21 protein-coding genes are annotated in these 22,089 nt (G+C 59.4%); 11 read left to right on the top strand and 10 right to left on the bottom strand.

The window, feature by feature from the left end; genetic code table 11:
• Positions 1–9: 9 nt before the first annotated feature.
• The 8 genes from LOC68_RS23400 to LOC68_RS23365 all read right to left on the bottom strand — a co-directional run bounded on the left by LOC68_RS23400 (position 10) and on the right by LOC68_RS23365 (position 8,784).
• Positions 10–444 carry a cytochrome C oxidase subunit IV family protein gene (locus tag LOC68_RS23400; protein WP_230223243.1) on the bottom strand — a complete coding sequence of 145 codons (435 nt, stop codon included), beginning with the start codon at positions 442–444 and terminating at the stop codon, positions 10–12.
• Positions 445–467: 23 nt separating this feature from the next.
• Positions 468–1,679, bottom strand: coding sequence for a cytochrome c oxidase subunit 3 (locus LOC68_RS23395; RefSeq protein WP_230223241.1), 1,212 nt, complete (start codon positions 1,677–1,679; stop codon positions 468–470).
• Between the two features lie 26 nt (positions 1,680–1,705).
• Positions 1,706–2,614, bottom strand: coding sequence for a heme o synthase (cyoE, locus tag LOC68_RS23390; RefSeq protein WP_230223239.1), 909 nt, complete (start codon positions 2,612–2,614; stop codon positions 1,706–1,708).
• Complete coding sequence (locus LOC68_RS23385) at positions 2,611–3,633, bottom strand: COX15/CtaA family protein (RefSeq protein ID WP_230223237.1); 1,023 nt, start codon at positions 3,631–3,633, stop codon at positions 2,611–2,613. The genes cyoE and LOC68_RS23385 overlap by 4 nt, the downstream gene beginning before the upstream one ends.
• 15 nt (positions 3,634–3,648) lie before the next feature.
• Entirely contained in the window at positions 3,649–5,436 is a 1,788-nt protein-coding gene (locus tag LOC68_RS23380) for a cytochrome c oxidase subunit I (protein WP_230223235.1), read from the bottom strand.
• Positions 5,437–5,439: 3 nt separating this feature from the next.
• The gene (locus tag LOC68_RS23375) at positions 5,440–6,261 is read right to left on the bottom strand and encodes a cytochrome c oxidase subunit II (protein WP_230223233.1); all 822 of its coding nucleotides are present in this window, start codon (positions 6,259–6,261) and stop codon (positions 5,440–5,442) included.
• A 49-nt stretch (positions 6,262–6,310) separates the two neighbouring features.
• The gene (locus tag LOC68_RS23370) at positions 6,311–7,621 is read right to left on the bottom strand and encodes a c-type cytochrome (protein ID WP_230223231.1); all 1,311 of its coding nucleotides are present in this window, start codon (positions 7,619–7,621) and stop codon (positions 6,311–6,313) included.
• 374 nt (positions 7,622–7,995) lie between these two features.
• Positions 7,996–8,784, bottom strand: coding sequence for a cupredoxin domain-containing protein (locus LOC68_RS23365; RefSeq protein WP_230223229.1), 789 nt, complete (start codon positions 8,782–8,784; stop codon positions 7,996–7,998).
• Positions 8,785–9,636: 852 nt separating this feature from the next.
• Between LOC68_RS23365 and purD the strand changes: the two genes are divergently transcribed.
• The 4 genes from purD to LOC68_RS23345 all read left to right on the top strand — a co-directional run bounded on the left by purD (position 9,637) and on the right by LOC68_RS23345 (position 13,133).
• Positions 9,637–10,935, top strand: a complete 1,299-nt coding sequence (gene purD, locus LOC68_RS23360) for a phosphoribosylamine--glycine ligase (protein ID WP_230223227.1) — start codon at positions 9,637–9,639, stop codon at positions 10,933–10,935.
• A gap of 338 nt (positions 10,936–11,273) precedes the next feature.
• A complete protein-coding gene (locus LOC68_RS23355; RefSeq protein ID WP_230223225.1) occupies positions 11,274–11,864 on the top strand; it encodes a DUF4190 domain-containing protein in 591 nt (196 codons plus the stop codon).
• Between the two features lie 104 nt (positions 11,865–11,968).
• On the top strand, positions 11,969–12,520 hold the full coding sequence (locus LOC68_RS23350) for a hypothetical protein (RefSeq protein ID WP_230223223.1): 552 nt from the start codon (positions 11,969–11,971) through the stop codon (positions 12,518–12,520).
• Positions 12,521–12,584: 64 nt separating this feature from the next.
• The gene (locus LOC68_RS23345; RefSeq protein ID WP_230223221.1) at positions 12,585–13,133 is read left to right on the top strand and encodes a DUF4190 domain-containing protein; all 549 of its coding nucleotides are present in this window, start codon (positions 12,585–12,587) and stop codon (positions 13,131–13,133) included.
• A gap of 624 nt (positions 13,134–13,757) precedes the next feature.
• On the opposite strand, the gene ruvB is transcribed toward LOC68_RS23345, so the two are convergent.
• Positions 13,758–14,756, bottom strand: coding sequence for a Holliday junction branch migration DNA helicase RuvB (gene ruvB / locus LOC68_RS23340; protein WP_230223219.1), 999 nt, complete (start codon positions 14,754–14,756; stop codon positions 13,758–13,760).
• A gap of 319 nt (positions 14,757–15,075) precedes the next feature.
• On the opposite strand from ruvB, the gene LOC68_RS23335 reads away from it, so the two are divergent.
• Positions 15,076–16,524 (top strand): arylsulfatase, encoded by a 1,449-nt coding sequence (locus LOC68_RS23335; protein WP_230223217.1) that lies wholly within the window; start codon positions 15,076–15,078, stop codon positions 16,522–16,524.
• Positions 16,525–16,886: 362 nt separating this feature from the next.
• The gene (locus LOC68_RS23330; RefSeq protein WP_230223215.1) at positions 16,887–18,086 is read left to right on the top strand and encodes a hypothetical protein; all 1,200 of its coding nucleotides are present in this window, start codon (positions 16,887–16,889) and stop codon (positions 18,084–18,086) included.
• A gap of 82 nt (positions 18,087–18,168) precedes the next feature.
• Here the strand turns inward: LOC68_RS23330 and LOC68_RS23325 are convergent, their stop codons facing one another.
• Positions 18,169–18,786 carry a hypothetical protein gene (locus LOC68_RS23325; protein WP_230223213.1) on the bottom strand — a complete coding sequence of 206 codons (618 nt, stop codon included), beginning with the start codon at positions 18,784–18,786 and terminating at the stop codon, positions 18,169–18,171.
• Positions 18,787–19,086: 300 nt separating this feature from the next.
• Here LOC68_RS23325 and LOC68_RS23320 point away from each other — a divergent pair, with 300 nt between their 5' ends.
• The 5 genes from LOC68_RS23320 (at position 19,087) to LOC68_RS23300 (ending at position 22,089) form a co-directional block, all read left to right on the top strand.
• Positions 19,087–19,431: a histidine triad nucleotide-binding protein gene (locus LOC68_RS23320; protein WP_230223211.1), complete on the top strand. Its 345-nt coding sequence runs from the start codon at positions 19,087–19,089 to the stop codon at positions 19,429–19,431.
• A 6-nt stretch (positions 19,432–19,437) separates the two neighbouring features.
• Positions 19,438–19,929, top strand: coding sequence for a hypothetical protein (locus LOC68_RS23315; protein WP_230223209.1), 492 nt, complete (start codon positions 19,438–19,440; stop codon positions 19,927–19,929).
• A gap of 2 nt (positions 19,930–19,931) precedes the next feature.
• Positions 19,932–20,408 carry a hypothetical protein gene (locus LOC68_RS23310; RefSeq protein ID WP_230223207.1) on the top strand — a complete coding sequence of 159 codons (477 nt, stop codon included), beginning with the start codon at positions 19,932–19,934 and terminating at the stop codon, positions 20,406–20,408.
• Positions 20,409–20,448: 40 nt separating this feature from the next.
• Positions 20,449–20,940 (top strand): hypothetical protein, encoded by a 492-nt coding sequence (locus tag LOC68_RS23305; protein WP_230223204.1) that lies wholly within the window; start codon positions 20,449–20,451, stop codon positions 20,938–20,940.
• An 84-nt stretch (positions 20,941–21,024) separates the two neighbouring features.
• Positions 21,025–22,089: a metallophosphoesterase gene (locus LOC68_RS23300; protein ID WP_230223202.1), complete on the top strand. Its 1,065-nt coding sequence runs from the start codon at positions 21,025–21,027 to the stop codon at positions 22,087–22,089.

Here is a 22,089-nt window from a genome sequence, read left to right as displayed (position 1 = left end):
ACGAAACGCTTAATGCCCCGGCTGGAGCGATGCAGGTGCGCCTTCCAGCTGCTCCGCCGGTTGCTCAATCGGCTGCGGGGTGTGATTCCAGCGATGACTGCTGTAGTGGTAGGTGCGGAAACCGATATCGGGAATCAGCATGCAGACCAAGAAGACCGCCATCATCGCGGCCGGCACGGTCAGCACCCACTTCCAGTTCGCTTCCCAGATCAAGTGCATGAAGAAGCCCATCACCAGCAACGCCTTGCTGACCGAAACGGCCATCATAAACGCGCGGCTGACGCTGACCGGAATCGCGTGGTGCCACATCTCGAAATAGGTCAGAAACGAGCACCCCGTCAGCAAGCAGAGGGCCAAAAAGACCGCCCAATACTTGCCGGTTCCGCCATGGCCAAACTCTTGGGCCCCTTCGTGGTGCGGATGCGCGTGTTCGGTAGACGACATGGTCATGGATTCCTGAACGCGAGTTAAAACAAGTAAAGGATCGGGAACAAGAAGATCCAGACCAGATCGACAAAGTGCCAATAGAGCCCGGCCGCTTCAATGAAGGTCGCTTTGGCGACTCCCAAGGTCGCCGGCAACGCGACCGCAAAGACGATCAGCCCGACCAGCACGTGAATCGCATGGAAACCGGTCAGCAAAAAGTAGGTGCTCGCCCACATGTTGCCGCTGGGGATCACGAACGGCAGATCAAGCCAATCGTAGGTGTGATTCACCCCGTGACGCAAAACCTCGGCGTTATCGGCCGTCAGATAATCGATCAGCTTCAAACGAGTTTGGATCAACGCGATCTCTTGCGGATCCTTTTCTTCCGCTTTCTCCAGTTCGGCCAACTTCGTCGTCAGCGTCCCCTTCTCTTCGACCAGACGCGTCAGCTCTTCTTCATCTTCGTGCGGGTGCTGAATCGTGTAGGCGATGCTGCTGAGCAGCGCTTGCCCTTCGACCGGGTTGGCGGTTTGCGTCGCTTGCCGCGTGTTCCACTGGATCAGCCCGTTGCGAAGCAGTTCGAGCGTCTCGCGACGTTCTTTGTAAGTGTCGGCCATCGCGACCGCTTGCTCGTTCACCTTTTGGGCGGCAGCCAGCTTCTCTTCCGCTTTCTTTTTATCTTCCGGCTTTTCGGCTTCTTCCAATTCAGACTTGGCCGCGTCGATGTCGGCCGCCGACTTGTCGACCAGGTCGATTTGGGTCGTGCACTCTTTCGCAGCGTCTTCCAGCGCCACCTTTACCGCCGACGCATAATAGACGTCCGGCTTGTCGTACAACAATCCGTGCGGGTATGCCGGGTAGATGCCGTGGGCGAATTTCTCTTTGTATTCGTACGCTTTGACTCCCAGGAACGAGAGCCCCAAGAGAAACGTCACGCACATCCAGAACTTGGCGAGCCCGGTCTTGTTCGACTTCGCCGCTTCCAGCGCGAGAACTACCGACAAGCTGGAGCAGATCAGCACGAACGTATTGAACGCGCCGATCGGTTCGCTCAGGTGGACGTCATGCGGCGACGGCCAGGTTGGAGCGCCAAAGCGAAGCACGATGTACGCGCCGATCAACCCCGCGAAGAACATGATTTCGGTCGAGAGGAATAGCCACAAGCAGAGCTTGCCGTTAGGAATCGGCAGCGCCGGCTGGTATTCCAGTTGAATATGACCATGCTCGTGATGATCGTCGTGATGCTGCGACATAGGTCTTAATCTGGTCTGCTAACAGGTCACAAAATCGGGAACGCCAACAACACGCCCAGCATGGCCGGCAAGTAAATGAGCGACGCCCACAACAAATGGCGAGCGCTCTGATCGTCGCGACGAACCGAAAACCGAATCGCCAACAACAGCTGCGCGATCCCGAGCAGCAGCGCCGCCGCGATGCACCACGGAGCGCCATCCAGCGGAGCGTTCAAAAACGGCACCACGCTCACCAGCGTCAGGGCAAGCGCCGCCCCAATCGCCTGGCGGCCGGGTCGAAGTCCGGTCGGATCGACCACCGGCAGCATTTGCATGCCTGCCTCGGCGTAATCTTTGCGATAGATCCAAGCGATCGCCATGAAGTGCGGAAACTGCCAGAAGAACAAAATTGCAAACAGAGCAGCCGCTCGCAAATCAAACGGCGTCCCCATCGCGGCCCAGCCCATCAGCAGCGGCAATGCGCCAGCGACCGCGCCGACGGCGGTGTTCCAGGGGCTCGTCCGCTTCATCGGCGTGTAGACGACGACGTACAACAGCCAAGTCGCGGCGCCAATCGCGGCGACTCCCCAGCCAACCGTCGCTGCCAGGTACGAGACGCCGACCGAGCCAAGCACAGCGCCAAACAGCGCGGCCGAATTCGCGGCGACTCGTCCCGAAGGTAGCGGACGATCGCGGGTCCGCTTCATCAGCAGATCGCTGCGACGTTCGATCCATTGGTTCCAGACGCAGCTGCTCGCGGCGACCAGTGCGGTTCCGACGATCGCATGAAACAGCCGCCACAAATCGGGCTGTCCCCACGTGGCGACGCAGCCGCTGACGGCGACTGCTGCCAGCAGCATCACCGCGATCTTCGGCTTCGTCAGTTCGACATAGTCCGCGGCGATCGCCAAGCGACCGGCGCGACGTTGTTCAAAGGCGATTGGGGTCGTGCTCATATCGTGACGCCTCGAAGCGTCGATTTATCCGCACCTTGCGGAACCAGCGACGCCGGGGATGTCGAAAAATAACGGAAACTGTATAGCGCTATGGCGACCGTCACGCCGACGATCAGCGAACCTGTAGCGACATGAGCCGTCACGACGCCCGCCTGAGCGACGCTTTCGGCATGAATCACAAACGTCGGATCCAAGTCCCTGCCCGGCAGGAACGTCGGCCAACCATATCGAAAGGTCCAAGCCGCAACGCCCAGACCGATTTGCACCAGCACAATCAACGCGGCGAACAGCGACTGTCGCCGCACGGCGATCGCCTCGGGAAACTTTCGCCAGGCCAGGATCGCCAGCGCGATTACGTTCGCGGCGACCAGAAACGCGAAGATCACGTGGAAGATCACCGCGACGCGGAAATCGTTATGGCTTCCCCCGGCCGGCACATGCCGAATGAAGGAGCCAATTAGCAGTTGTACGTAAGCGAGCGAAGCGGTGATGACCGCGAGGACTTGCAACCGTCCGGCGCCGGTATGCTTGACCGCTTGAATCGCATCCCAGCGTTTCGACGTGATGACCGCCAGGCCGACCGTCAGCGCAAAGAACGCCGGGCCGAAGCAACCATGCACGCGGGCGAGCAGCACTTCGTCTTGAATCACCCGGGCGCCCCCCAAGATCCCCTGGAAGATCACCGCGATCAGCGAAACGATCGACAGCGTCAGCAGCCAGCGCCGCTTGTCCAACAGGGCGACTGCCACAACCAGCGCGATCGAGATCATCCCGACCGCCGAGCCGAGCAGACGATGTCCATGTTCGACGAACAAGTCGAACGGACCGGCGACCCATTCCGAGATCGGATAGAGGAACAGGTTATAGCCGTACGTGTTCGGCCAATCGGGAACCGCCATCCCCGCCTTCTTCGTCGTCACCAGACCACCGACCCAGATCAAGGGAAAGGTCGTGCAGACCAACAACACCGCAATGCGGTGTGGCCAGCGTGATCGAGTTGTCGGTTGCGGTTCAGTCACAAGCAATTCAGCAAGTTAGGCCAGTTCGGCTCGTTCTTGTTTCGGCGGCATTGTCTGCGGGTAGAAGTCTTCGTCGCTCTCCGGCGAACCATATTCATACGGACCGCGATAGACGATCGGTTGGAAGTCGAAGTTACCATGTCCGGGAGGACTCGGCGCTTGCCATTCCAGACCGTTCGCATGCCACGGATTGCGGCCCGCCTTCGGTCCCCAGAACAAGCTGTAGAAGAAGTTGACGGCGAAGATGACCTGCACCGCGACCATGCCGATGGCGCAAATCGTCATGAACTGATTCATCGACAGCATATGGCTGAAGGTCGGATAGTGATACGGATCGGCCAACCGCCGCGGAAATCCGCCGGCGCCCAAGATATGCATCGTGAAGAAGGTGCCGTTCATGAAGAGGAACGTCAGGGCGAAGTGAATCTTGCCCAACGTTTCGTTCATCATCCGGCCGAACATCTTCGGGAACCAGAAGTAAATCGAACCGAAGACCGCCATCGCCGTGCCGGCGAACAGCACGTAGTGGAAGTGAGCCACGATGAAGTAGGTGTCGTGAATCACGATGTCGACCGGAGTAGCCGCCATGAAAATCCCCGACAACCCGCCGATCACAAACATCGACACGAAGCTGAGCGCGAACAACATCGGCGTGGCGAATCGCACCTTGCCGCCGTAGATCGTGCCGAGCCAGTTGAACGTCTTCACGGCGCTCGGCAGCGCGATCATCATGGTCGCCACCATAAAGGTCATGCCGAGCCCCGGGTTCATTCCCGAGACGAACATGTGGTGACCCCAGACGATAAAGCCGAGCCCCGCAATGCCGCAGATCGAGTAGACCATCGGCTTGTAACCGAAGATCGGCTTGCGAGCGAAACAGGCCAGAATGTCCGAAACCATCCCCATCGCCGGCAGAATCATGATGTACACCGCCGGGTGCGAATAGAACCAGAACAAGTGCTGCCACAACAGCGGCTGTCCGCCGCCGGAAACCATCGGCGAGTTATTGACCGAAAGCGCTTCCGGAAGAAAGAACCCGGTCCCGAACAAACGGTCGGCCAGCAGCATGAAGCCTGCGGCCGTCAAAACCGGCAACGCGAAGGCTTGCAGCAAAGCGGTGATGAACATCCCCCAGATCGTCAGCGGCAGCCGGAACATCGTCATGCCGGGCGCACGCATCTGAATGATGGTGGTCATGTAGTTAACCGAACCAAGCATTGAGCTGACGCCGACGAAGGTGACGCCGAGCAGCCAATAAGTCTGCGCGTTGCCGCTCCCGGGCGCGGCGGTCGTCATCGCCGATAACGGCGGATAACTAGTCCAACCGGCCGCGGCGCCATAGCCATCGGTAAAGAACGCGGCGCCGAAGAAGATGAAGGCCGGCCACATGAACCAGTAGCTGAGCATGTTGAGGGTCGGAAACGCCATGTCGTCGGCGCCGATCATCAGCGGAATCAAAAAGTTGCCGAAGGCGCCGGCCAGGATCGGAATGATCACCAGGAAGATCATCACCGTCGCGTGCATCGTCACCAGCACGGTGTAGAACTCTGGCGAGATCTGGCCCCCTTCCGCCGAGAAGAGCATGTTGCCGATCACCGGCATGTTCGACCAGGGCCACGCCAACTGCCAACGGATCCCCAGCGCCAGCAGACCGCCGACGATGAACCAGATCAACGTCGAGAAGAGGAACTGGATCCCGATGACCTTGTGGTCGCGGGAGAAGACGTAGGTCGACAGGAAACTACCCACGCTCATTTCGTGGGAGGCGGCCTGCGTATGCGAATCAATAGTCGTCGTGCTCATCGCCTATTCTTCTTCCTCCGCCGGGTCGTACGCCGAAGTTTCCTGGGCGGCGTAGGCGGCCGAAAACCACCGATCATATTCGGCGGCGTTTACGACCGAGATTTGCCCGCGCATCTTGTAATGTCCCCAACCGCATAGCTCGGCGCAAACGATGTCGCTCACCCCTTCTTTCACCGGATGGAACCAGACGTATTGTCGCATCCCCGGCACCACGTCTTGCTTGACCCGCATGTTGGGCAAGAAGAAGCTGTGCAGTACGTCCAAGCTCTCGATCTCGATCACCACCTCTTCGTTGACCGGGACGTACAAGTCGTTCAAGACATGCAAATCGTCCGGCGTATCGAGTCGACCATCTTCGCCCGGGTACTGAATTCGCCATTCAAACTGACGTCCGCTCACGCGGCAGAGCGGCGGCTTGACCGCTCCCTCGGCCGTCAGCGGACGTCGCATACGAGCGTTCGCCCACGCGTCCATCTGGTAGATCGCGATAAACAACAGCACCACCGCCGGCAAGATCGACCAGACCACTTCCAGCGCGTGACTGCCGTGCGAAAAGACGACCGGATCTTTGTTGGTCGCGGCGTCGTAGCGCCACAGGAACCAGAACAACACCAGCCCGGTCCCGATGAACACGGCGCCGGTCAAATAGAGAATCAGATAAAACAAATGGTCGATGACATGGTTGCTGACGTCGAGCGCCGGAAACCATTGTCCCGGTCCGAAGGCGCCTTCGCTCATCGGCCACCAATCATTCATGGCCGCCACGAAGGTCCACACCCCAAGGATCGGGACCGTCAAAAACAGGATGCTCCAAACTCTACCCACGTTGTCTCTCCGTCGAACGTCGGTTTACGACCGACGATTGTCCGAGCTGCTAATTCCTCACGCGCGCGTTTTCCGGTTGGTGCGGCTCGTTTTCGCTTAATGCGTCGTACGGCAGTCCATGTCGTACAAAGTCGACCAGCTGCCAAATCTCTTCGTCGGTAACGCTCGGCGGCGCGGCCGGCATTTTCGCCCCTTCGATGCCGTTGCGAATTCGCCAGTAAATGTCGAGCGGACGGCGACCGCCGCGGAACACCCCTTGCCGCAGATTACGCGGGCGAAGCTTACGCGGCTCCAAGGCGCCCAGCGCCAAGTAGCCGGGCAAGGTGCTCGGATCGCTCGGATCGTAATAGAACCGCGTCCAGTCGTCGTAAAAGTCGGCTTCCGCCGTCTGTCCGTCGCCGAGCGCCGATTCGCCATGGCAGCCGGCGCACCCGGTCTTGGCCGAGAAGAACAACTCGCGTCCCTTCTCAATCGACGCGGTATCGACCTTGCCCGGTCTCTCGTCGACGATCGTCACTTCGTCGATCGCTTCGGCCCAACTGTCGACGATCGGACCAATCACCTCTTCGACGATGTTCTCTTCCGACTCGAAGAACTTCACCTCTTCGAGGAACTCTTCCTTCTCTTCTTCCACTTCTTCCGGCGACAGTTCGTCGACGTACTTCTGCTCTTCGGCGTTCCGCTCGCTCGGCGACTTCACCACTGCCGGGTAGAGATCGCCAAACTGAGCTTCAATCAGAAACAGTTCGGCCTGACCCCGAATCGACAGGTACTTCACATAGTGGGTCAGCGCTTCGACTTCGTCTTCGGTCAGCAGCTTGAAACTCGGCATCGCCGTGCCGGCGGCGCCGTTGTCGATGATCCGCTTCAGGTCGGCGTGCGTCGGAGGCAAGCCGGTGCCGGTCGATTTGAATTTGTATTTGCCGGGGCGATAGTCGCGCGGGTAGGGATCGAGGAAAGCGGCCGTCGGACCGGCGCCGTCGCCGTTGATCCCATGGCAATGAACGCAGTGTTGACGATAGAGACCGCGCTGTTTGCCGTTTTCGTCGCTGCCGTAAGGACCGGCCGCCATCTTGATCTTCTCGAGATCAAGCACGTCTTCGATCCCCGGAACCGGCGGCAACTTGGGATCGTCCGGCGTACCGAACGCGTCGGCCAGAATCTTGGCGATCGGTTGCAGCTGATACTGCTCAGAGAATTGATACTCGTTTTCCAGCTCGCTCTTGTGAATCGCGATCTTGTTCGGTTCGAACTTCGCCGCCGGCGAATAACAGCCCGTCGTCGCAATCGCGCCGAGAACGACTAGCGCCCATCCAGCCCAACCGCCGCGTCCTGTTCTACTGCAATCTTCCGCATTCATGCTGGTAATTTCTTGTCGCATCTTTACGAACTGCGAAGCGCTTCTTCCCTACCGAAGGAGCGGCTAAAGGTGCGATGCGTCGACGACGTCCGCTCGCTGATTCTTGAACTCGTCCCAAGGATCGAGCGTCATCGTTAACTCATCTTTGCGACCACCACGTCGGCGAGCCGAGTTGCGTGGTCAGCGATGGGGGGGATCCGATGCGGCAGGCGTCGCCCACCTTTCGGAGGCTCGCCTTACGAATCGCCAAAACGCGACCCGGCCTGGAGATGGCCGGTCGCGTTCGTTATGCATGGCGATCGCGGGCGAATCGCGCGGCGCTGGCAACCGAGCGACGAAGTCAGTCCGTCGCTCAACTGGTTACGCCAACGGGCTTACTTCTTCTTCAAAATGTCGGCCGAAACGGTGATGACGCCCAGGTCGGTCGTCTTGCCGTCTTCCACCTTCACTTCGTATTCGCCCTTGCGGTCCTTTTCGGACTTGCCGCCCATCTTCACTTCGCCCAGGTAACCGCCGCTGGTGTGCCAGAACTGGAACTTCCATTCGCCGGCCGGCATGTTCTTGATTTCAAACGTGCCGTCTTCGGCCGAAACGGCGACGTACGGCGATTCCTTCACGACGATGAAGCCGCTCATCCACGGGTGAATCGAGCAAGCGGCGACCATCGGAACGCGTTCTTCCGACGGGAACTGATGTTCGTACGTTCCGCCGGCCGGAACCAACGTGTTGAACGGGTTGTTGGCGAAGCCGTCCACCTTGAAGTTGTGAGCGATCGGGTCCGAGTTCTTGAACTCGACCTTCTGCGACGGACGAACGACGGCGACGTGCGGAACGTAGGCGCAAGCCAGGTTGTCGACCAAGATCGTGGCGTCAGCCGTCTTATCGTAGTCCGGGTGAACCGGCGGCTGCGGGTCGCGGCGACCGAGCGAAACCCAGACGCAAACGTTCTTCAAACCGCCGTCGGCGCTAACCAGCAGCGATTCGTCAAACAGCTTGGTCTTGGTGCAGACTTCTTTGTCTTTGGTGATTTCCAGCGGAGCCGGATCGCCAACTTTGCCGTCGACGACGAACTTGCCTTTGATCGTTCCCCAGCCTTCGGCCGAGGCGATGCCGCTGACGCACAGAGCCAGCAACAGGGCGGAGCTGAAATGTAGCGATTTCATGGTGGGAATCTCCTTCAAGGTTTTTTGTCGCTTTCACGCACGCGGCCATAACGGCGCGTGCGAAAGCTGTTCATTATAAGCAATTTTGACGCCGTCGCCCATTCATTTCGCCGCACCCTTGTAGGGGGCGAGGAAAATAATTTCCGCCGCTTGTCGAATTCGGACCGATTTCGGCACGATTCAGACTTCCGCTGCAAATCGCACATCAACAGGGTGGTAAAAGCCACCGCCTATCCGCGCGATTTCCGCTTCCGCGAAACATTCAGGGCGAATGCGTCCTGGCCGTTACCGCAGTCAGCCGAGAGAAGATCTTTCACACTCGGGAAATCGCGTTTCGATTACCAAGGGCTCTAATATCTTGCTCGTTTCGTACCGTGGACGCAGTCGCGAGTATAACTAGCTCCGCCCCAAAGGAAGAGCCTTGGGATAAAAATCTCCGCTGATCGGAACAATGTGACGCAAAAAATATTGCAAACTCCGATCCTCATTGCGTTTAGGGGGCGTTCATTGCAGCGATCGCTCCTTCGCTGACGCCAGCTATACGACGTACGACGCTTCCTTCCGGCAGCAGTTCGGGGCGTCAGCGAGCCAATTTTCCCCAATCCGAATTCCCGATCGCTGCGCTGACCTTTCAACTACCGCCATGCACACGACTTAGAGCTCGCCAGGTCAGCGCCGAGCTACGGCTTGCCGTGAGATCTCGCCCAATTCCCCTCGCCGGCGCTTGCCCAACGGACGCAAACCGCAGAAAACAGCATCTGTCGAGTTTCGCGCTTCCCCGCTAGAATGGCGAATTCGACGCAGGACCTTAGCCCCAAAAAGGCTCACAGCCCCCCAAAGGCTTATCGCACTATGAACGTACTGGTGATTGGCAACGGCGGACGCGAACACGCGCTCGCTTGGAAAATCGGTCAAAGCTCGCGTGTCGAGCGCGTTTTCGTCGCGCCCGGCAACGCCGGTACCGCGCTCGACGCCGAAAACGTCGATATCTCGCAGACCGACTTCCCGGCCCTGATCAAGTTCGCCAAGCAGAACAACTGCGGCCTGACCGTCGTCGGGCCCGAAGCGCCGCTGGTCGCCGGCGTGGTCGATGCGTTCCAAGACGCCGGGCTGAAGGTCTTCGGACCGAACAAAGCCGCCGCCCAGATGGAAGGGAGCAAGGCGTTCTGCAAAAAGATCCTCCGTCAGGCCGACGTGCCGACCGCCGAATACCGCGTCTTCCGTGACGCCGACAGCGCCACCCGTTACATCAAAGACCGCTTCCCGCACGAAGGGGAAGATGTGCCGGTCGTCGTGAAAGCGGACGGCCTGGCCGCAGGCAAAGGGGTGACCGTTTGCCACAAAGCGGAAGACGCCCTCGAAGCGATTCATCAGATCGCGCGGGATAAGATCTTCGGCGACGCCGGCAACCAGATCGTGATCGAAGAACGTCTCGACGGTCAGGAAGCGAGCGTCTTGGCGATCACCGACGGCCAGGCGATCGTCACTCTCGCGCCGGCCCAGGACCACAAGCCCGCCTTCGACAACGACGAAGGTCCCAACACCGGCGGCATGGGCGCCTACAGCCCGACTCCGATCGTCACGCCGAGCATGATGTCGGAAATTGAAGAACGAGTCCTCGTTCCGACCGTCCACGCGCTGAAGCGTTCGCGTCGTCCGTTCCGCGGCGTTCTCTACGCGGGCCTGATCATGACCAATCAAGGTCCAAAGGTGCTGGAATACAACGTCCGGCTCGGCGATCCCGAATGCCAGCCGATCTTGATGCGGCTGAAGTCGGACCTGGTCGACATCCTGGAAGCGACCGTCGACGGCCGTTTGGCCGAGATCGAACCGCTGCAGTGGGACACGCGTCCGGCGGTCTGCGTCGTGATGGCCTCGGACGGCTACCCCGGCGACTACACCAAAGGTCACGTCATCCGCGGTCTCTCTGACGCCGCCGAAATGACTGACGTGAAAGTCTTCCACGCCGGCACCACGATGAAAGGTTCCGACGTCGTCACCGCCGGCGGCCGCGTCCTGGGCGTCACGGCCCTGGGGGACTCGATCGCCACGGCGAAACTGAACGCCTACACCGCGGTCAAAAAGATCCGCTGGGAAGGCGCCTGGTGCCGCAAAGACATCTCCGACAAAGCGCAAATCACGCCGTCGTAGATTGCCGCAGCGAAAATCGCCCGCCAATAGTAGCCCGAAGCGCCAGCGAGGGAAATGCGCGCGCAAGGATACGCTCACCTCTCGAATCGCCAACAGTCACGTAGGTTGGGTGCAGCGAAGCGCAACCCAACAATGCCGCAGCAATCCGCCAAGGTGGATTACGCAAGCGACTCCCAATCCGGCGAACAGCCCCCACCTCTTTTGCGTCTCCCCCTCCGCTACGCTATAAATGAGCCGCCACCGCCGAGGGAGACCCTCGCTGGGGCAATCGGGACAGAAATTGCGACGCCGCATTGCGCGCCGCCCCGACCCAAAAATCCTTCTGATCAGAATCAACCATGAGCGACGCATCCAGCGGAAACAGAAACGCGTACCGTATCCAGGACAACAGCCTGGGATTGGCGGGGTTCATCGTTTCCGTATTCGGCATTTTGACTTGCGGCATATTGTCGCCAATCGGACTTTTGCTTTCGATTTTCGGTGCGTTCAAACAGCCGCGCGGCTTGGCCATCCTGGGGATTGTAAACGGGGTCATTGGATCAATTGGGCTACTAATCGTCGGCTCGTTCTTCGCCGTCGGCCTCCTAGGTCTGAGCGCCGTCGCCGATGCGGTCGATAAGGCGCGTCGCGTGCAACAAGCGAGCAATCTGGTCTGCGACTTTGCGGAAGAAAATGAACGGCTGCCGACCGTCGCCGAAGCGCAAACGTTGTTCGCCGAGATCGATCCCAGCGGAGACCGGCTCCGTTACGAACCAGGTGAAGCGGGCAACTTCACCGTCGTCGAGGCCGGCTCCGACAACGAATTTGATACGTTCGACGACCTTGACCTGGAAGAGAACGCTTTCGCGCCAAAAGAGAACGACGAAGATTCGCCCATCTTCGACGAGGCGGAAGATTCAGGAGAGTTGATGGACAAGCCCGCGGAATAATGCCCCGCGAAGTCCGAATTCAACAAAGAGCGCGCCGTCCCAAGCTCATCTGCAACGCAGGCGAGCAGTTGTAAGTCGCATTTACGCTCACAGACGGAATCCTCATGGCGGATGGAACAAGTCCCAGTCCGACGACGCCGGCCCCCTCGGCCAAAAAACGCGAACCGAGGGAACTCACGGGATTCATCGTCTCGCTGAGCGGGATTATGGTGTGCGGTTTTTTGGCGCCGATCGGGATGTATCTGTCCTATGCCGAAATGCGGAGAAATCCGAACCAATATTCCAAAGCCGGTTTTATCCTCGGAATCGTTGGCACGATCCTGCTCGTCCTGAGCCTCGTCGCGGTCGCCGTCGCGTTCCACTACGTGAGCGAGCAATACAACGGGGCGAACCGCATGATTGAACAAATGGAGACGGCCGATTTGGCGGACAAGCTGGTGAACGATTTCGCTGCCGAAAACCGCCGCCTCCCCGACGAACAAGAAGCGCAACAACTCTTCTCTCAACTTGGCGAAAGAGGCGAAGGCATCGATTACAAGCCCGGGAAACATGGCTCATTCACGCTCACGCAATCAGGCGCCGACGGCAAAACCGGAACGGACGACGATTTGGAATATCCTGGATTCGCTCCTCTTCCGCCCCCAGGGGAAGAGTAAAACGTCACGCGCAGCCCGATAACAACTCAACACGCAACCTTTTGCGACAACACGGACACCAACGATGGCGAACGCATCGGACGGAAACTCCACAACCATAGTCGTCCAACCAAGCGACCCCAATAACATGGGACTGGCTGGGTTCATCGTCTCGCTCGTCGGCCTTGTTTCGTGCGGTTTGTTGTCGCCGATCGGCATGGTTTTGTCGCTGTTCGGCATGCGCAAACAGCCCAAGGGATTGGCGATCGCCGGATTTGTGATGGGGCTGGTCGGAACGATCCTACTTGTGATCAGCTGCATTTTTGTCGCCGTCGTGTTCCTTAACACGAAACAACATCTCAACAATGTGCACGTGATGATCGATCAAATCGAGCGAACTCAAAAGGCGGACGAACTCTTCGACGACTTCGTCAAGAACAATCGTCGGCTGCCAACCCAACAGGAAGCGAATAAACTCCTCATTCAAGTAGATCCAGACGGCAAAACGCTCGCCTATGAGCCGGGAGAACGCGGCACCTACACCATCGTCCATGCCGGCCTAGATGGGCAACTAGGAACCGCCGACGATTACCGCCGCCCCGGCTTCACGTATGTCCCTTCGGAAGGCCAGTAGAACCGCCGAAAGTCACCGGCATCCAGGCCCACAAATTTGTTTGCCAGACTGCTCGATTTTTGGGAAAATCACCCTTCGTGACGCAGACTTCTAATCACTGCCCAAGGCAGCGGACTTTCTAGCGACCTCCATTGGGAAAGGGGGTCCGACGGGCAGGAAATTCACCCTCCTGGCCATCTTATTTTTGTGCCGTAGCGAAGGCGACTACGCCAACGGCATGCGCGGAAACTAGGCAAGATGCCCCAGCCGCCGGAGGAGAATTTTTGGGACCGTGATCCGGTCCCATTTATTGGAATCCGGGTCCGGTTGGGCAAAGCGATGGGTCCCAAAAACGTGACGCGCAGCAAAAAATTTCAGCCGTGCGGTCCACATGATAGGCAGTTCAGCGAAGTTGGGGCGAAGCGAAGAAATGAAAGAACTGCCCCCAACGGCGGCGCAAGTAGTTATGGCACAGGAGGTTCCTACGCTCGCCGATTCGCCGCAGAAAAAAACGGACGCGGCGGTCCAGTCCAGCCACAGCGGCCGAAAGCAGACGCCGCGACCTTACGAACGAGTGACGAAACGACGTTTAAAAAAAACGAGAAGGGTCCGGTCCCAATTTCGTCATTCGGAAATCGACATTCGTCATTTCCACTTGATGGTTTTCAGATGTTCCATCGCTTTCGGCGTCACCACGCGGCCTCGCGGGGTGCGGACGACCAGTTCCGTTCGCAGCAGGAACGGTTCGACTTCGTCGGCCAGCGTGTCGGGCGCCGCATTCATCGTATGGGCAATCGCTTCGATCCCGGCCGGACCGCCGCCAAAGACGCGGATGATGGTCGAGAGATAGCCGCGGTCCTGTTTGTCGAGTCCCAGCTCGTCGATCGCTTGCATCTCCATCGCTTCGCGGGCCAGCTCGACGGTGACGTGCCCATCGGCGCGACTGGTCGCGTAGTCGCGAACCCACCGCAAACGATTGTTGGCGACGCGCGGCGTGCTGCGGCTCCGCTTGGAAACTTCGAGCGCCGCGTCGTCGTCGATCGTCACTCCCAGCTTCTTGGCGTTGCGGCGGACGATCTCGGCCAGTTCGGCGTCGGTGTAGAAGTCGAGATGTTCACGCAGGATGAACCGGTCGCGGAGCGGCGCCGAGAGCATCCCGCTGCGGGTCGTCGCGCCGATCAGCGTGAACGGTTTGATCTGCAGGTTGATCGTCCGGGCGTTGGTCCCTTCTCCCAGGACGATATCAATCCGGAAGTCTTCCATCGCGGTGTAGAGGTATTCCTCGACCGCTTTGGGGATTCGGTGGATTTCGTCGATGAAGAGGACCGAACGTTCGTCGGCATTGGTGAGATAAGGGACCAAGTCTTTGGGCGCCTGAATCGCGGGGCCGCTGGTCAGCTGGAAGTTGACGCCGAGGTCTTTGGGGATGCAGGTCGCAAAGGTCGTCTTGCCGAGCCCCGGCGGACCATCGAACAAGATGTGCCCGAGCGGCTCGTCCCGTTTCATCGCCGCATCGACGACAATCTGCAGCCGCTTGGCGACTTCCCGCTGTCCGACCATGTCGGCCATCGACTGCGGGCGGAGCATCCGGTCTTCGTCGCGACCGTAGCCGTCCCCCTGCTGTAATAAAGCTTCGCGGGCCATCCGTAACGCCGTGCTGGAAGTGAACAATTGTAGACCAATGGACCTTACTATAACAAACGTCGGCAAAAGGGGAAAAGATGAGACGAATTGGATCGAATCGGGCCCAAATCGGCCTCTTTTCGGGTCCTCTGGGGGGCAGGCTCCCTTTTTTCTGCTGAATTGGCGCACCAATTCCCCAGAATCGCTATTTCTTCGCAGAGGAGCGCATCTTGGCTCCACTACACGTAAGATGAACGTACGGTCCTACCCCAGACGCGCCGCATTGCGGCTGTCCCCTTCCCTGCTCGCTCGTTTCCCCTTCCAATCGCCGAGGAAATCGATGACCCGACTGCTTGCCTGTCTGATGCTGTTGTCCGCTGCGACCGGACTCTTCGCCGCCGACCGAGCCCCCAACATCGTGCTGATCATGGCCGACGACTTGGGTTACGCCGAGCTGGGCTGCTACGGCCAGCAGTGGATCAAAACGCCGAACATCGATCGTCTGGCGGCCGAGGGGATTCGCTTTACCGATTTCTACAGCGGCAACGCGGTCTGCGCTCCTTCCCGCTGCTGCTTGATGACCGGCAAGCATCCGGGCCACGCTTACATCCGCAACAACCGCGAGATGAAAGACGTTTCGCCGGAGACGCAGGCGCTCGACCTGGAGTACGGCGGTCAACGTCCGCTGGCGACCGAAGAAGTGACGATCGCCGAAATGCTGAAGCAGCGTGGTTATGCGACCGCCGCGATCGGCAAATGGGGTTTGGGTCAGTTCGGCTCGACCGGCGATCCGAACGCCCAAGGCTTTGACCTCTTCTACGGCTTCAATTGCCAGCGTCACGCCCACAACCATTACCCGAAATTCCTGATGCGGAACCGCGAAAAGGAAGTTCAGCCCGGCAATGATCGGACCCTGACCGGCGACACCTATTCGCAGGATCAATTCACGAAGGTGGCCCTCGAGTTCATCGACGAGAACAAGGACAAGCCGTTCTTCCTCTACCTGCCGTTCGCGATTCCGCACTTGTCGATTCAGGCGCCGGACGAATCGACCGCCGAATACGCCGGCACGATTCCGGAAGAAGACTACGTCCACAAAGGTTACTTGCAGCACCCGACGCCGCGGGCCGGCTACGCTGCGATGATCACCCACATGGACAAAGACATCGGCAAGATCCTCGCCAAGATCGAAGCGTTGGGACTGGACGACAACACGCTGGTGATGTTCACCTCGGACAACGGCGCGACGTACGAACGCTTGGGCGGGTCGGACTCCGACTTTTTTGAGTCGGTCGCCAACCTGCGCGGCTTTAAGGGAAGCTTGTACGAAGGGGGCGTCCGCGTTCCGCTGGTCGCTCGTTGGCCGGGCAAGATCAAGCCGGGTCAGGTTTCGCACTTGCCAGGCGCCCTATGGGACATGATGCCGACGATCGCCGAAGTCGCCAAAACGAAGACTCCGGAAAAGATCGACGGCTATAGCCTCGCCCCGACGATGCTCGGAACCGGCGAGCAAAAGGTGCACGACTATCTCTACTGGGAGTTCCCGGCCTACGGCGGTCAGCAATCGATCCGCATGGGCAAGTGGAAAGGAATTCGCCAAAACATGATGGTCAAAAAGAACCCCGATCCGCTGAAGATCGAACTTTACGACCTGGAAGCCGACCCCGGCGAAACGACCGACCTGGCCGCCAAGCATCCGGACCTGGTCGAGAAACTGGCCAAACTGATGGCCGAAGCCCACACTCCGTCAGAGCAGGAAGCGATTCCGGTTTTGGACGGGAAGAAGTAGGAAGAAAAGCGGATAATCTTGGTGCCATGCTCCTGCGGCGTCTTCGCCGGATGAGCATGTCTTTGTCCTGTTCGATACGCATCGAAGACATGCTTATCCCGCGAAGACGCGGCAAAAGCACGGCGCCAACTCACAGGAGTTTTCGTCTGACGTTGCACTAGCCCGAGGGAAAGCGGCAGCAAGCAGAATGACGAACGTCGAAGCTCGAATGACGAACGTTTCGTGCTTCGTCATTCTCTCGTCATTCGGTATTCGACATTCGTCATTTGGGTCTACCCGCATTCCCTCGGCTTGCGCCTCGGGCTAGTATTGCGTGCTTGCTTTCCCTTTCGCCACTTCCTGTTTCGTTCGAGTAAATCTGCGTGCGTAGAGCGATTGTATTGGTCATCGACGGCTGGAGCGCCGGGTATCTGTCCCCGTACGGAACCGCGTGGCTCGAGACGCCGGCGCTGAATCAGTTGGCGGCCGAATCGATTTTGATCGAGCATGCGACGGTAGAGACGCTCAACCTGGATCGTCTCTATCGTTCGTGGTTCCGCGCGGCTCATCCGCTGGCGCCCGACGACGGTTTCGACCTGGCGGCGGCGCTGGCCAGCATCGGCGCTGCGTGTCATTTGCTGACCGACGAAGCGCTGTTGCGGGACGCGGCCGGTTCGTTCGAGCTCGCCTCGGCCGAGTTCCTGCCGTGCGAAGAGCCGAAGAGCGCCGAGCACGAAGACGACACCGAACTGGCCCGGATCTTCGCCATCCTCTGCGATTGGCTTGGATCGGAACAGGGAGATGAACTCGTTTGGGCGCATGCTCGCGGTATGGCGGGCGCATGGGACGCGCCGCTCGACTATCGTCGCAGTTTGGCCGAAGAAGAAGATCCGGATCCGCCGACTTATGTGACGCCGCCGGCGCTTCGCCCGACCGGCAAGATCGAGCCGGACGAGTTGCTCGGCCTATCGCAAGCGTACGGCGGCCAGGTGCTGCTGATCGACACGCTGATGGAAGAGCTGCTCGCGGCGATCCACGCGTTGCCGACCGAGCGGCAACCGCTCGTCGTCGTCACGTCGAGCGGCGGCATTCCGCTGGGACTGCACAAACAGATCGGCCGCGACGCTGAGTTGCCGCTCGCCATTTACTCGAACCTGACGCAAGTGCCGCTGCTGATTCGTTTGCCTGGCGCCGCCGAAGGGCTGACGCGCCTGCAAGGACTAACCGCCAGCAGCGACTTGTCGGCGACGCTGCTCGATTGGTTTGGCGCCGCCAAACCGACGCGGAGCGAAGACCCAACTCGCTCGCTGCTGCAACTCGACGAGCCAGGCCGCGACCGAACGCTCTGCGTGCAGGGAGACGAGCTCTACCTGCGGACCGCAGCGTGGGGAGCCCGCGTCTATGGCGATCACCAGTGCCAACTGTTCGGCAAGCCGGATGATCGCTGGGACGTGAATGACGTCGCCGATCGCTGCCCGCAGGTAACGCCGCTGGCGATCGACCTGGCCCAGCAGACGCGCGACGCGATCCAAACCGGCGCCGCGCTGCCGGAACTGCCGGAAGAGTTAACCGAAGGCTTGTAACTCGTAGGCTGGGTCGAGACCCAGCGAAGTACGCAACGCCGGCAAGTGCTGGGTCTTGACCCAGCCTACGAAAGACAAGCGACTAGCGGAAACGGGACGGGGCGGCGGCAGGATCTAGCCGCGTGCCGACGCGAGGAGGATCGGCTTGCATGCCGAGCCCGCCGACGCGTTGCGATTCGATCGGCGCGGCGGCGACGTTGCTCGCTCCGTTCGAGGTCCCCGGCGTGTTGCTGACGGCGACGCGGGAGATCCGCTTTTCGTCGACCATGCGGGTCGTAGTCACCGGACGCGAAACGGTACGAGTTTCCGGAACCAGATCGCGGCGCGTCACCGGCGTGCGAACCGTTTCGACGCGCTGCTCCCAACGGGTCACCGGAACCCAACGGTAAGCGACGCGCGGCGGAGCGAAGACGTTGAGCGAGATCGGCGTGTACGCTTCCCAGCGGTATTCCGTCACCGGAACCGAGATCGTACGCTGACTCTCGTGCATGTCGGTCGTATAACGCTCGACGTAAACCTGCTCGGTATGTTGCTGCATCGTCGTTTCCACGACGGGGCGCTGGACGGTATCGATCACTTCGCGATAGGTGATCCCGTTCTCTTGAACGTAGTTCGTCTGTTGCGCACGAACCTCGAAAGCGATCAGCAGACCAAGCAAGAATGCCAGGGTCAACGCGATATTCTCGCGCTTCAGCATCATGCGTCCCCCCATATCTCAGACAGAAATGGAAACGCTCCGAGCAGGCTGGCCGCTTTCGTGCGTCTCCCGTAGCGGCAATCCATTGCCGGCTACGACTCGTACTCAATTAGGATGTTCGGCAACCTTGCCGCTAGGAGTTGACCGAAACTCGCCTGCTAGCGGCCCGCATTTCCCGTATTGCCCCTAAGTCATGCAGTAAGCGACAACACATCCAAACCAACTGATTGGCTATTCCGAAATTTGCTGCTATTCTGCGCCCGTAGACGACAGCACCACCCCTGACAGCAGCGAAAGGACAGCATGAACGGTAAGACGATCTTCAAGAAGATTATCGATGGAGAGATCCCAGCTGACGTCATTTACGAAGATGAACATTGCCTGGTCTTTCGCGACATCGCTCCCAAGGCGCCGACCCACGTGCTGGTGATCCCGAAAAAGGAAATCGCCACGCTCGACGACATCGCCGATGAAGACGCCGCCGTCATGGGACACTTGTGGCTGGTGGTGCGCGACGTCGCCCGACAGTTGGGCCTCGAAAACGGCTATCGCGTGGTGGTGAACTGCAAAGAAGAAGGTGGTCAGGAAGTGCCGCACGTTCATTTGCATTTGATGGGAGGACGCAAACTGACCTGGCCGCCGGGTTAGCGCTGCATGAACGAAGAATCGCCACCCGCCGAACCTGCGCAAAGTTCGTTTCAGCTAACGCTGCCGCGAATGTTCTGGTGCGTCTTTATCGCCGGACTCATCAGCGGCTATGTGCGACTCACTTGCTTGCCGCTATGGGAGGTCGGCTACTATGGCGTCGCGGTATTTCCCCTTGTGATGGCAATCGGGGTTGGAGTGATCACCGCCTGGGAACCGTACGCCCTTCGCGGGGCGCTGTTGATGGGGACCCCTTTTATTGCCATCGGGTATATCGCGAGTTTGTCGCATTCACTTGACCCAGCCGGATCGTACTCTGGTTACGATTTGACGGCGTCGTTTTTCGGCGTCGTCGGCATCATGTTCGCCTATTTCGGCGCATGCATGGCGCTCCATATTCGCGGCCACCAGAGCCTCTCGACCAGGTTGCTATGGACGCCGCCGATTGCGGCGCTGGTGATAGCGAACCTTGCCGGGATCGTGAAACACTTGCTGACTTAGTCATGACGTCGCCACCGACCAATCCGTCGCCAGCGTGGACCTCGCCTGATCGGCGACCGGGACAAGTCACGCTGACGCGCGTCTTTTGGTCGACCTTCGTCATCGCGTTGCTCTTCGGCTTTATCCGCCTGCTGGCCGAGACGGCCGGCTCTTCTTTCGCCGGCGTGCTGTTGTTGGCGGCGCCGGCGATCGGAACGGCGGTAACGCTCGTTTGGGAACCGCGAACCTGGATCGGCGGACTGACTGCAGCGACGCCGATCGTCCTCTACTATTTCGCGCTCCCCTGGATCATCACCGGCACAGACCTGGCGAGTAGCGAAACCCCTTTCTCGATTCTCTTGATCGGAAGTTGGCTGACGATGCTCGGTTGTTGCGGCGCCCGGTTGTACCTGACTTCGTTCCAAAGCTTGCTGGGAGAAGTGCTGCTGGTCTGGATCGTGTTCGTTCCGTTTTGTTGCGGGCTGCCGACGATGGTATAGGCTCCGTCCCTATTCCTCTCTGTAGAGGAGAGCTTCCCCAATGTTTGAAATGTTCAAAGAAGGAGGGCTGAAAACAAACGCCGCAAACGCGTCGCCGAAAAACCGTCAATTCTCACTGCCGCACGTCTTCTGGGCGGTATTCGTAGCTGGCGTCTATTTCAGTTACTGGCGATTGCTCGCCTTTGTTTGCAACTGCGACGCGCAGGACGTTGCGTTTCTCACCACCCCCGCGTTGGGAGCGGCAGTGCTGCTCGCTTGGGATCCACGCACGCTAGCGTCGCAATTGGCGTTCGCGGCGCCGTTCTTGGTGTTCCTGCCGATCTTGCTCTACCTTGCTTTTGTCGATCGACAGTCAATTAATCCGATCTTCACAATCCACCTTATGTTCACCGCGCTGTTCGCGTTTATCGGCGGCTGCTTGCGTCGGTTCTCCCTGCCTGGCGAAGCCAACGCCGCACTGATGCCCCTGCTGATGTTGATCGTCTTCCTTACCTTTTTTGTGGGGCTTACGCGGGGCATTCCCCGCTTTTAGTCGGCAGATGCGCGTTTACAGCCGCTGGCCGCGCTGCGATAATTTGCATTCTGCCGCTATTCTTTCGCCTGCCAGGAACTTGCCATGACTTCGCTCGATCGTCGCCAATTGCTCAAGACCGGCGCCACGCTTGCCGTCGGATCTTCGTTCCTTTCGCTCGTCGGCTCGCAGTCGCTCGCCGCCGATCCGTACGCCGACGCCAAGTTTGTCGAAGGGGAACCGGCGCCGATCGGCAAAGGCTCGTTCACGATCGCCGTTTTGCCTGACACCCAGATGTATGGCGAAGGACATCCTGATGGGTTCCTGGGACAGACCAAGTGGCTTGTCGAAAATCGCAAATCGCGCAACATCGCCGCGACGCTTCACCTGGGGGACATCACCAATCGAAATACCGCCGAGCAGTGGCAGTTGGCCTCCTCAGCGATGGCCCAGCTCGACGGAAAGATTCCGTACTTCATGGTCCCCGGCAATCATGACTACAGCAGCGGCGGCAAGTGCCATGATCGGACGACGTCGCTGAACGACTACTTCCCGATCGACAAGTACCGCACGTTCGAGACCTTCGGCGGCGTCTACGACAAAGAGCCGCGGCAGATGGAAAACAGCTACCATCTTTTCTCCGCCGGCGGTCGTGACTTCATCGTGATCGGACTTGAGTTCGGTCCACGTCGCGACGTCGTTCGTTGGGCCAATGAAATCGCCGCGAAGCACAAAGACCGCGAAGCGATTCTGATCACCCACGCCTACATGTACTACGACGAAACGCGGTACGACTGGGCCGAAAAGGGGAAGAAGCAAACCTGGAACCCGCATGACTACCAGGTCGCCAAGATCAGCGGCGACGACGTCATGGACGGAACCGAGCTCTGGAACAACCTGGTCAGCAAGCACGAGAACTTCATCCTCACGCTCAATGGCCACGTTCTGAACGACGGCCTGGGACGAATGGCTTCGACGACGCCTGGCGGACGTGACGTTCACCAGATGCTGGTCAACTTCCAGATGAAGCCGAACGGCGGCGATGGTTGGCTGCGGCTGATGGAGTTCACCACCGACGGCACGGTCAACGTCGTCGACTACTCGCCGACGCGCAATCAAACCAACGCGTCCGAGCAAAACAAGTTCTCGCTGCAGTTGGCGAAGGTTTAA

The sequence above is a fragment of the Blastopirellula sediminis genome (genome assembly GCF_020966755.1).
In the GTDB taxonomy this organism is placed as follows: Bacteria; Planctomycetota; Planctomycetia; order Pirellulales; family Pirellulaceae; genus Blastopirellula; species Blastopirellula sediminis.
This window is presented reverse-complemented; position numbering and strand designations above follow the sequence as displayed.